Annotated in this window: 6 protein-coding genes; all 6 read right to left on the bottom strand. The window is 35.6% G+C overall.

Annotated features, from left to right (window positions below):
• Positions 1-980 precede the first annotated feature (980 nt).
• Positions 981-1523, bottom strand: a complete 543-nt coding sequence (locus ACFIMG_RS03095; protein WP_375693564.1) for a hypothetical protein — start codon at positions 1521-1523, stop codon at positions 981-983.
• Positions 1524-1626: 103 nt separating this feature from the next.
• Positions 1627-2262: a hypothetical protein gene (locus ACFIMG_RS03100; RefSeq protein ID WP_375609724.1), complete on the bottom strand. Its 636-nt coding sequence runs from the start codon at positions 2260-2262 to the stop codon at positions 1627-1629.
• Between the two features lie 82 nt (positions 2263-2344).
• Positions 2345-3034, bottom strand: a complete 690-nt coding sequence (locus ACFIMG_RS03105) for a hypothetical protein (RefSeq protein ID WP_375679188.1) — start codon at positions 3032-3034, stop codon at positions 2345-2347.
• Between the two features lie 1394 nt (positions 3035-4428).
• Positions 4429-9396, bottom strand: a complete 4968-nt coding sequence (locus ACFIMG_RS03110; protein ID WP_375679187.1) for a DEAD/DEAH box helicase — start codon at positions 9394-9396, stop codon at positions 4429-4431.
• A 665-nt stretch (positions 9397-10061) separates the two neighbouring features.
• Positions 10062-11669 carry a YfjI family protein gene (locus ACFIMG_RS03115; RefSeq protein WP_375679186.1) on the bottom strand — a complete coding sequence of 536 codons (1608 nt, stop codon included), beginning with the start codon at positions 11667-11669 and terminating at the stop codon, positions 10062-10064.
• Positions 11666-12006: toprim domain-containing protein (locus tag ACFIMG_RS03120; RefSeq protein WP_375693565.1), on the bottom strand; the 341-nt coding region annotated here is incomplete at its 5' end. The genes ACFIMG_RS03120 and ACFIMG_RS03115, both read right to left, overlap by 4 nt.

Below are 12006 nucleotides of genomic sequence, written 5' to 3' on the forward strand. Positions count from 1 at the left end.
AACTGTTTGAACCTGTCATAAGCTTATAGGTTTAATTTAAAAAATTGCATAAAAGGATTAAGGATAAAATCGCTTTTAAAACGCTTACTAAAAGTTAAAAAAACGATAAAGAGGTATTTTATATCTTATGAAATGAAAAGCCTTTTAATGAATAGATTGCAGACTAGTTTTTAAGAACGGAATTATTCGCTTCCACAAAAAAATGGAGGCGGGTAATACCATAGCAGTAAAATACTATTTTACCTTAGATATGGTACTAAAAAACGTTTTAAAAGTTACCATTTAAAAGTACAGAGCACAAATATAGAGCGATTAATTTGCAAAGAAGTTCTGTTTAAAAGAAACTTATGAAAGCCTTTCTAAATGAACGTTTAAACGTTTGAAACGGATGTTTATAACAGTTTTTAAAGCCTTGCGTTTGATAAAAGCGGTTGTTTATTGTCTTATGAGAGTTTGTTTTAAAAGCCAACGTTTGCAACTGTAAAAAACGGGTTTTGTTAAAGCTATCAAGCGTTTTGATTTGTTTGATAGGTTTTGATTTTAGAATATAAGTTATTTGAATTCACTCAACTCAATTTTAAGGTCAACATATTGGAACGTTTTAAAAGAAGCATTTTGATCATGGGCTTTGTTTTCAATGAATCTCTTTAAAAGATAAAGACGTTATGATTAATACGTTTGAGAGAAATGAAAAGCGTTCATTCAAATGAGTGAGTAAAAATTATACGCATTATTTACATTCCTTTTGATAAGTTTTCATATCTCAAAAGAGCCCTTGCAATATAATACGTTTTGTATATATGCATTCATTACTCCATTGTGGATGATTATTTTTCTATCATTATAATCGTTATTTGAAAGCCGCGTCATATCACTTGACACGGCTTTCTTTTATGAATGCTCTCTTTTATGATATGTATATTAAGCAATTATCTTATAATGCGTTTATAGCCATCAAGAAGGCACTCCTATGTCTATTTTTATTCTGTTTCATCAACAATCTTGACAAGGTTATCGCTTTCATAAACCTCATAATTTATAGGAACTTCCCTTACTTTGCTTTTCTTGGTTAATTTCGCATTGCCATAAGCGCGACCCCAGACCTTAGTATAGAATAAAACCTTGGCATTGCCAAAAACAGAGCCATAAATTTCAGCACAACCGCCCACCAAAGCACCACCATAGACCTTGCCATGTATTTTTGCACGACCATTAATAAAGGCATAATTATAAACCTTGGCATAGCTATGAATACGGGCAGAGCCAGCAACAATGGCACGACNTCGTATTTTTGCATTGTCATAAACACGGGCATAGCCGCCATACACACAAGCTTTATCATAAACCCAGCAATTGCCATCATGGGATAGATTAGCTTCCTTTTCAATAAAGCCCCCTAAATCCCCCGTCTTAACATCATCAAAATCTTTTAAAGCTTTAATGCGATAAAGATTTATAATATTTCGAGTAAGAGCATGTTTGATTTTTTTGATTTCACTGGTTAATTCGTATTTTTTGCACATAGAGATACCCTCACAATCTAATGTGATAAACGTTTTCTAAATAAAATTTGAAATGGGAAATTTGGTTGGAAAGCAGGCGCCCCCGCCACGCACAAGCCATTATTTACGCAGCGTCTTTTATGGTTTGATCACAAATTTTAATATGACCATTCAGTTTTTTTGTATCTATATATGAATTGCCAAAAACACTCACTTGATCACAAATGTATGTATAGCCTGTAATTTTTGCATTCTCATAAATACAAGCATCATCACCAACTATAGCAAAAAACCAAACTTGAGCATTGCCAAAAATCTTTGCATTGCCATAAGCTTGTGCATAGCCAGTCAATAAAGCATTATCATAGATCTTAGCATGACCTTTTATAACAGCCCTGTCCGATACCTCAGCATGATTTAAAACGCAGGCATAATCGTAAACATAAATTTTTCCAAAAACCAAGGCATGATCAGCAACCCTTGCATTGTTATAAATTTTTGCACAATCAAAAACCTTAGCATAGCCTTCAATTTTTGCATTATCGAAAACATAAGCATTATTATAAACACAAGCATTATCATAGACCCAGCAATTGCCATCATGCGAGAGGTTATCTTCATTTTCTATAAAGCCACCCAAGGCACCCGCCTTGACATTATCAAAATCTTTTAATGCTTTAATTCTATATAAAGTACGACCTTCAATAATATGAGTTTCATTAGTCAATTCGTATTTTTTAGTTACAGTTATAGCGTTCATAGGTAACTCCCTAAGTTCATATTTGATAAATTTTAAAATGAAATGTTTTAAAGAGGGGCGCCCCCGCCGCGCCTAGTGTTAATTACACAGCCTCGTCATAATACTCATGACGGTAATAATCATCATCACTTCCAAATCTTGGAATTGCCTCATCATGAATTTGATCCTCTTCAGTTAAAGAGGCAGCACTATGAACACAAGAAGAACCAGATACATAAGAACCACAAACCACGGCATCATCAACGACATAGGAATCATCACAAATATAAGCACCATCACTTATTTTTGCATTGCCTCCGACATGAGCATTATCACAAATAACAGACATATCGGAAATATGAGCATGACCACTTACACGGGCGTTATCATAAATTTTAACATTGCCTTCAATAACCACGGCGTTTTCAACATGGGCATTGCCATAAATCTCACAATAATCATTTATTGCCATGCCTTGAAAAATAGCATTACCATAAATTTTAGCATCGCCATAAACGTCTACAAAAAAGCCTTTGACTTTAGCATTGTCATAAACCCTTGCATTTTCAAAAACACGCGCATTGTCATACACCCAGCAATTGCCTTTGTGAGATAAGTTGCTTTCCTTTTCAATAAAGCCGCCTAGATCGCCAGCTTTAACATCCCCAAAATCTCTTAAAGCCCGAATGCGATATAAGAAATGACCAGCTACGCAATCCATTTCACTAGTAAATTCATATTTTTTGGATATTTTTTTCTTATTAACGGGAGTGTTTTTTACTATATTTGTCATATTTAAAACCTAACTGTAAAGAAGTTTTCAATTGACAACCCTATAAGGGCGCCGGGTGTTGAAAACACGGCAGTTAGTCCGTTGCTACGCTTTTCCCATAAGGGTATTGTATAGCATAGCTACACCCGACATAATCATCATATATGCTAACTAAAGCATAAAAGATAGTCAGTTTTTAATAGGATTAGGTTTATCGTAACCTAGTCGCTAACTGTAAGTGTTTTCATCACTTGATTATTTATATAACAAAATACGTATTTATTGTCAATTAATATTTCATCTTTTTTGATATTTTTTAAATACGTTATGTATTGATAATATCTTATGCTTATTAATTGCTTCTTTTATATTTATACGCGTTTAAAGCTATATTATGGGCTTTCTTAAACGATTGCGTTATGTTTTGAATCTATACATTGATAATATTTAGAAACGCTCTCATAATGCGTATTTTTAACTTTATAACCTATCAGTTTTTTCACTAAATGAATTTTAATTTTTTTGTGAATTTTGTTTATAACACATTTGCAACTTAACAGCTTTTCATAGAGATGGTCTTTATAACCAATGCATTCATTTGCATTTTTGCTTTATTCAAATAAGGCTGTTATTTTTACGCATTCTCTATAGCTGTTATATGCTTTATAGCCATAGCATCATTTTTCATTTTCATAAGAGAAACGATAAATAGGATATAGGATAATTACGATTTATAGATTGTTATGAAAACATCTCAATAGAAACTGATAATTATAGAGATTAGCAAAATCCCTTTTATGAATTTTTATCAGTTCTTTTGAATGATAACCTTATGATTTTAGAGAATTGATTACAACGTGCTTTATGAAAATCATATGATCCTTTAAAGCTTTTCAAAAGATAGCTTGTAACTCATAAGAGATGCTATCAAGATCATTATAGTTATGAGTTTTGACGGGGTTTTGAGTTTTGAGGGTTGCTGCTATTATGTAAAAAAATGATAAAAATTAAAAACGTTATATTTCAATAGGTTAATATTTTATAGACCTTAAAAAAACAACTCATATTGATAATACAACCTATAAATTCAACTAATAATATACGTTTTGAGGGGGTTTTGACGGTTTTTACACCTTCAAAACCTATAAGCAAAATGAATATATATATAACTCTCTTTAAACAAAGCTTTTGAAAACAATAAATCTATCATTTTAGATTACGATATAACCTCTTAAAGACAATGGAAAAGAAGCCTATTCACTTTAAGATGGGATTTCTTTTTAGAATAACGCATATAAACACTCCTTTTAGAGATTGTATCTAATCAACTTAACAAAAAGAGGTATAGATTATGGTTATAAGCTCTATACCCCTTGTAAGGTTAACATACCCATTATGTGAGAATGCTTTATAAGTTATTCAGTTTCTCTTAATACCAAATTTGGTAAGTTTTTCACGATTTTCATGGTTTCTAAACTTACCGTAATAACCTTTTGAAATAACTCTAGAGGGTAGGCGGGGTTTCCAACGGTTTCAACAGCATAACGGTTGGCATCATTCACAATGCCACTCTTTTTATCAGTCTTTACACACTGACGCCCCATAACCCATTCAAGAGCAGGCTTGCCATTGACGATATACTCATAAGCTTCAAGAGGGATATCTGTTATGGTAATATTGCTGTTATAAATAACAGTCGATTTATCCTTTTCTTTGCTATTCCCAGCAAATTTCATTTCAGTCACGTAATAAAACTTTTCGGGATTAGAGATCTCTGTAACTTTTGGATTACCCTTTTTAAAGGTCACGGGATAAGGCTCTACATCTTCATAATTCACGTGCAAATGCCCCAGTTCACGCCCTGCTGTCACAAATTTCCAAAAATCATCAGCACTCTTTACGCAAGGGATACGAGGCAGTTCTTTGCATAAATTATGAGCATAACGGGCGCGGTAATCTTCTGAATGAAGTAAACCGTAAACGTAATAAAACAAATCATCTTTAGTGATTTTTTCATTAGGATAAGCCGCTTTAAAATGTGCTAATCCTTCATCAGTAATGGCATCACGTCTCTGTAAACCAGATGTTGTGTTTGCTTCTGTAAATAAATGGGATTGTTTCTCACTTTTATTTTTTAAAGATTCAGTATTTTCGTAAATATAACGTGGAAAGCATTGACCAGTATGCACTGCATGAAAATTAGGTAAAGCCTTAGTCATTAAAGTAGAAAAAACTGTTTGAGTTCCCGTACCTGTAATTTGTATTACTTGATTTTCAACCGCTTTTCCCATTGGGAATATACGAGGCATTTGTAAAACCAATTCATTGAAAATGCGATTATAATAAAGCCATTGTTGTGTAAAAGGGCGATATAAACTTTGCGTGAAACATGCTTCTTCGAAGTTGAAAGTCTTTCTTTTTACCAATTCTTGTTTAAGAGCGCGACTCCAACTTATTTTTTTAGCATCTGAATTTACAAAATTGTCTACAATATTGGTACGTGTTTTACGATCAGCATGTCCATAAGCAGCATTAAAACGTTTTACCTCACTATTATAAAAGGCTACCATATTACTCATATTTTTTGATAAAGCATCACGGCTAGAGTTGTATGTCCAAGCGTCACGATTGGTTTTTATACCACATGAAGAAGCTTCAAATAGTTTTTTATTATGCCCTTTTTTATCATCTAAGGCGAGAAACGTTTCAAAACTGTCATCACGTTGATGAATCCAATCATCATGCTTATCTGGTGTAATTATTTGCCAGCCTTGTTCACGTGTAATACCACCAACACTACCAAAGTCTTGAATCATTCCAAGTTTTTTTTCGGTAGAAAGATTGTTACCAATATCATGATAGTAAATTTTACACTCTCCAGAAGCATTGGGATTTTTAATAAATAAGGTCACGGCAATACCAGTCATACTACCACTACCAAAAACATTCTCTCCTTCTTGAGTTGCTCCATTGCTTAACATGTTTTTACGGATATCTCCCCGTAAATTAAGCACATAAATACTCGTAAATTCGTTGGCTAAAGATTTTCGTAAGCTGTTCATTGTTGGCTTGTCTATATAGCTTGAACCAGAAATAAAGCCGATTACCCCAGCATTACCAATACGGTCACTAGCCCAACGAATGGCACGAATATAACTGTCATAAAGTGCTTGTACATTCGTAACTTTAGATTGAGCAGCATAGGTTTCACGAATACGTTGATCTAATATGGGATAAGGAGTATTCTTCGCGTTATCATTGGCACTTTTTTGACCTGTTGAATAAGGAGGGTTACCAAAGATAACTTGGATATTTAAATTTTTCTGATGTTCCAAATATTCACTGTTTTCCTCTAGTAGACCTTTCATTAGATCTTGTTTTTCAATCATTCGAAACGTATCAGTCAAACCAATATGCTTGAAAGGGATATAATTCCCTTTCATAAGACCATGATAGGTTGCTTCAATATTAATGGCTGCTATGTAATAAGCGAGTAAAACAATCTCATTGGCATGGATATCGTAACGGTATTTATATTCCATATCTTCTGGTTTGATGAGATTTGATTGTAACAGCCGCGTAATAAAGGTTCCTGTTCCAGTGAAAGGGTCGAGAATGGAGACACCTCGTGATCCCAAGCTTTTTCCAAATTCATTGCGTAAAACATCATCAACAGAATGAATGATAAAATCAACAACCTCAATGGGCGTATAAACAATTCCTAATTTTTCTACTGTACGCGGAAAAGCATAACGGAAAAATTCATTGTAAAGCTCTACAATTAAACTTTGTTGTGCTTCAAGAGTGGTAATTCCACGCGTGTAAAATTGTACACTCTTAGAAATATTTTTGAGATCTTGAGATTCTTCTTTAGGGGCAACTTTATCAAGGACATTGAGTACACGTTGTAAAGCACAAGATACGGGATTTTCTTGAACAAACTGATGCCCCTCAAATAAAGCATTAAAGACTGGACGCGTTACAAGATGTTGTGCAAGCATTTCAATTGCGTCTTGTTCGGAGATAGTTGTGTTTAAATTGTTACGCAATTCGGTCATAAAATCATTAAACACTTGCCGTGTTTCAGTTTCTGATTTTGTTAAAACCTCAGTTAAGCGTATGATATGAGTTTGAGCAAGATCACCAACATTTATTGCCCATTTTTTCCAATAGCTAGGGTCGTAAAATCTATTAACAATAGCAGCTTTAATGACATCTTTACATTTAGAAACAAGGGGGAGTTCTCCTTGTTCTTCACATGTGTGAGAGGATTCGTAAGTTGCTAACCCAATATTAAGTCCTGAATACTCTAATTTTGAGCGTATAGGTAAATCATCAATAACCGTAGTCGTATCTTCTAACGCAAGTTCTTGAGAAGCAGCAACGATTTCAAGAGCATCGCTTACATCTTGTTTTTTGTGCATATGGTGAATTATTTTATTAAAATTGTCATCATGGGCACGTAAAGCATTGAGAACTTGCCAGATGACATTATACTTTTTGTTGTTTTCTAAGGCTATTTCCGGCGGAATGTCAGCGGGTATCCCAATGGGTAGAATAATATAGCCTCTTTTTTTACCCTCTGCTCGACGCATGACGCGTCCTATCGCTTGAATAATCTCAATTTGACTTTTGCGCGGGTGTAAAAATAGAACAGCATCAAGAGCAGGAACATCAACACCTTCAGAAAGACATCTTACATTGGTGAGCACACGACACGTATTTTCCCCCGCATCTTCCTTTAACCATTCAAGTTGTTTTGTACGCTCTTTAGCACTAAAGGTTCCATCAATATGGGCAAGGGTACAGTTAAGAGGAGGGGTATCTTTATAGTTCTTATGAAGAGCGCGCAAAGATTCTTGCACTTTTTCTTTTTTGAATCTCTTGCATATGCGTTTAGAAGTCTCAATATCTTTGCAAAAAGCTAAAGCTCTACGCATGGGTTTGGGGTCATCTTTAAGATCAAGTTTTAGATCCATTTTGGTAAGGGCTCTATAACAGCCATTAATCTTGGTCCTATCGTCAAGAATAAGTTCATAATTCTTATCGGTAATAAGATGTTGAATGGATTGGCTTACTTCTTTTTCATTGACAACTAATATGATAACTTTACAAGGTGATAACAGCTTATCCTCTAAAGCACGTGAAAAGTTGTAAGTGTAAAGTTGTTTGCCATAGAGTTTTTCATTATCCATGGACACCAAAACGTTATTGGATAAGAAAGCATTCCTTTTCAGCTTGTCACTAAAGATCTTAGGCGTTGCTGTCATATACAGACGTTTTTTGCCCCGAATGATGCTGTTATCGTGAACCTTGATAAATTCAGATTCATTGTCTTCACTTCCCAATAAAGCCCCAGTTGTTCTATGGGCTTCATCACAGATGATCAAATCAAATTCGGGTAATCCATGCTCTTTTTGCGCATCCGAAATCACTTGGATAGAATGATAGGTTGAAAAGACCACCGTCATTGCATCTGCTAGGTTTTCGCAAGCTTCTTTGGCAAGGGCTTGAGCATCCGTGGTAGCAGGGAGAACAAGATCTGATGTTTCCATACCAACAATATCATCTTGATTTTTACGACGCTTGCCTACTTTCGTATCCGAACACACAGCAAAGGAACGCAACGGGATTTGTGCATCGGCTGTCCATTCACGGATTGTTTGTGAGACTAAAGCCAGAGAAGGCACCAGAAACAAAACGCGCTTGCCTGTTCCTGCTATGGTTTCTGCTATCTTCAAACTGGTGAAAGTTTTTCCCGTTCCACATGCCATAATGAGCTTGCCACGGTCTGCTTCTTGTAAACCTTCACAGACTTTCTTGATGGCTTCTTCTTGATGGGGACGAGGATTTTTTGTTGATTTCAGAAGAACTTCTTGTTTTGTTGCAAATATTTGCCAATCTATCCGACTGTTTTCCATATGACGAAGGTCAATACGATAAACGGGTATCGCTTGTCCTTTAATCATGGCATTCACATTGTCACTTAATTCCACTTCCGTACTATCAACGAGAAGACGATATTTAAAGATATCTTTTCCAGATGCCGCGATAAAGCTATCAATATCCTTTTTACTGATCTGATGGTCTGCTTGATAAAACTTACATTGAATAGCCACATAACCTTCTTGATGACGAAGCTTAGCAACCAGATCAATACCGATATCATTTTTATTCCAACCTTCACGCTCTTTCGCCCATTCATAATAGGTTTCTACCTTTTCGTAGCGTCCATAATGGAGAGGGTCTTTCGTCAAATAAGCTATGACAAGGTTTTCAAACAGAGTTCCTAATTCACGAAGTGATTTAGCTTGTTGACGATAATATTCCAACAGAGAGCGTAAAGTGACGTGTTCATTATCAGAATGATGAGAGCGAAGCATAAAAGATAAACTCCATAACTATCTACGATACAGATTAATTCTCTTCAAAAGAATCGAAATGAAGCTTATTAAATCCATTTTGAGTAAATGGTGAAAAAAATGCAGAAAAATGCGAAAAAACGGATAAATTTTTTCAAAAGGGGTTTTTAAAGATTGTTTATCCACAGCCCATGACATGGGATAAGATCAGCAAAGTAGTAAAATTTGCTATTCATTTCACGGATTAATCAAGATAAATGTACTATGTGCTTTAAAATATCAGAATGAGTATTTTGATAAGTTTTATGAATCATTTTCCTTATAGGTTTTGAAGGTGTAAAAACCGTCAAAACCCCTTCAAAACGTATATTATTGATTGAATTTAGAGGTTATATTATCAATATGGGTTGTTTTTTTAAGATTTGTAAAATATTAACACATTGAAATATAACGTTTTTAATTTTTATCGTTTTTTTACATAATAGCAGCAACCCTCAAAACTCAAAACCCCGTCAAAACCTATAGAGGTTGTGTTTTGGATATCTTTGACACAAGGTTAAAAGGACTCTTTATGTTTCTTCTTTTAAAAATGATAAAACAAAAACCCTCAAAGATAATTCGTAAACCCTCTGTTGGTACGATAAGATCTTTGAAGGTTTTAAGAATAACAAAAGATTACAATGACTTCATTGTTTGATGCTGTTGTTTTTAACGAAAGGATTCCATTCATAGCGTATGGTCGGTCGACCGCTTTGAGAGCTATTTTCCACTGATATTTGACGAATATGATTGGAACGACATAAGAGCTCTAAAGCTTGCTTAACGGCTCTATTATCTGTTAAACCGATCCAACTTCTTTGATGAATATCACGTAAAGTAAAGACAGCGGGTAAATGATCACAGCGCTCGACAATCAATTTTGCCCCCTCTGTTGCTAAGCTATCCGCCGCCGCATAAAGACGTTTGACATGACTTAACAAATATTTTTCCCATCGCAAGGCTGTTTGAAGGGCATCTTTATTGATTTCAAAACGCCCCCCTTCGGTTAATTCAAAAATCAATGCAAGACTTGCTATGGTTTTAGGCATTTTCAAAAGATGCGATTGTAAGCTTTCAGAAAGGTTATTCTCTTTAGCTTCTTTAAAAATCTTTTGCATCCATTCACGAAAGATCTCTTGAGCTTCAGCAGAAAAACGCATCACAAGAGGGTGTTCTGGTGAACCAAGGGGGTTATCATAAAGAGAACGAAATGCCCCTTCATAAGTTTCCCATGCCTCTTGATTGGGCGGTCTATCAACCCATTTCCAATCTTTTGTCTCATCGGGAAAGACAAGCATTTGAAAGCGTTGTAAGAAACCATCATTGCCTTTGCCATATAAAACATTGCGTATAAAGGGGAGAATGCGAGAGGGTTGAATGCCCCCTATAATAGAGACGGTTGCATTGGGAATAAAAATGGTTCCCCGCCCAATCCGGTCGTAAGTAAATTGACCATCTCCATTAAAAGCTTCCAAATAAAAGGAACGGTCTGTTTGATATTCCTTTCGTTCCATATCTGTTAAGAAACCGGATAATTCATCACGCACCATCAAGAGACCACGGGGGTTTTCTTTTAAAAGTTCCCCAAGCTTTTCAACGGTCACATCATTGACAATAAAACGAGAGACATCCTCATCACGCGCATTGTCTTTAGAGAGGGTTTCAGACAAAAGAGCATGGGCTGTTTCAAGATCTCCTTTTTTTATTGCTTTATGGGCTTGTTTTTTCTTTTCAGACTTGTCTAAAGTTTCAAGTATCTCTTCAATTTCTTGTCTCTCTTTCTGCTTTAGCCAGTCTTTATACCATTTCTTTTGGAGGCAAGTGATGGGAGTTAAAGCGGCTTGCATGGTAGGTGTTTTCATGGTTGAAGGTTGACCAATAAGAGCGCCCCAGAGATTAGGGACAATCTTCCAATCATCATGTTGTTTTGGAGCAATCCGCACGCCATTGCCGATGAGAGCAGCCAAGCCACACAAAGCAGCGACAGCCACAAAATCGAGAGGCGCTTGTTGACGGTCAGCAACGTCATAAACATAGCGACTTAAAGTTAAAGGCATTTGCGCAGCATGAAAAGACTCGACGGGTAAGAGAGTATATTCAAGTGGTTTTAATTCCCCCCAACCGTTTTGTTGCAATGCTTGCTTATAAGGAATGGCTTCTAAACAAATATTATCGTTTAAAGAGCCATTATCGTTATCATTGCATGAAACATTTTGATTGTTGGTATCTACAATATTGTTTTTATTCTCTCTCATTTATTTATACCTTTTCGTATCAAAACATCATTGAAATCTAGACCGTAGGGGGCTTGCATCATAAAAACCTCAAAGCCTTGGCTATAAGCGCGCGCAGCGAGAGTGAAACCTGCTTTACGACCCGCTTCATCACCGTCCATTGCAATGGTGAGACGGGCTTTGGTTTTGGGTAAATTCACACGCATCATGCCATGGTTTGAAAGGGATGCCCATAAATCAACGGGCTCTGTTAATAACCCAGACAGCAGAGCCAGATCGGTTTCAATGCCCTCACAAATGACCAGATGTTTTGGATTGGCTTGACTTAATTGCACCCCACCACCAGTGACAGATCCCA

Source organism: Bartonella sp. AP11XZML, from assembly GCF_042196445.1.
Lineage (GTDB): Bacteria > Pseudomonadota > Alphaproteobacteria > Rhizobiales > Rhizobiaceae > Bartonella.

Coding starts and splice junctions, on each gene's coding strand:
- ACFIMG_RS03110 (WP_375679187.1), bottom strand. CDS start 9,396: ATGCTTCGCTCTCATCATTCTGATAATGAACACGTCACTTTACGCTCT.
- ACFIMG_RS03105 (WP_375679188.1), bottom strand. CDS start 3,034: ATGACAAATATAGTAAAAAACACTCCCGTTAATAAGAAAAAAATATCC.
- ACFIMG_RS03115 (WP_375679186.1), bottom strand. CDS start 11,669: ATGAGAGAGAATAAAAACAATATTGTAGATACCAACAATCAAAATGTT.
- ACFIMG_RS03100 (WP_375609724.1), bottom strand. CDS start 2,262: ATGAACGCTATAACTGTAACTAAAAAATACGAATTGACTAATGAAACT.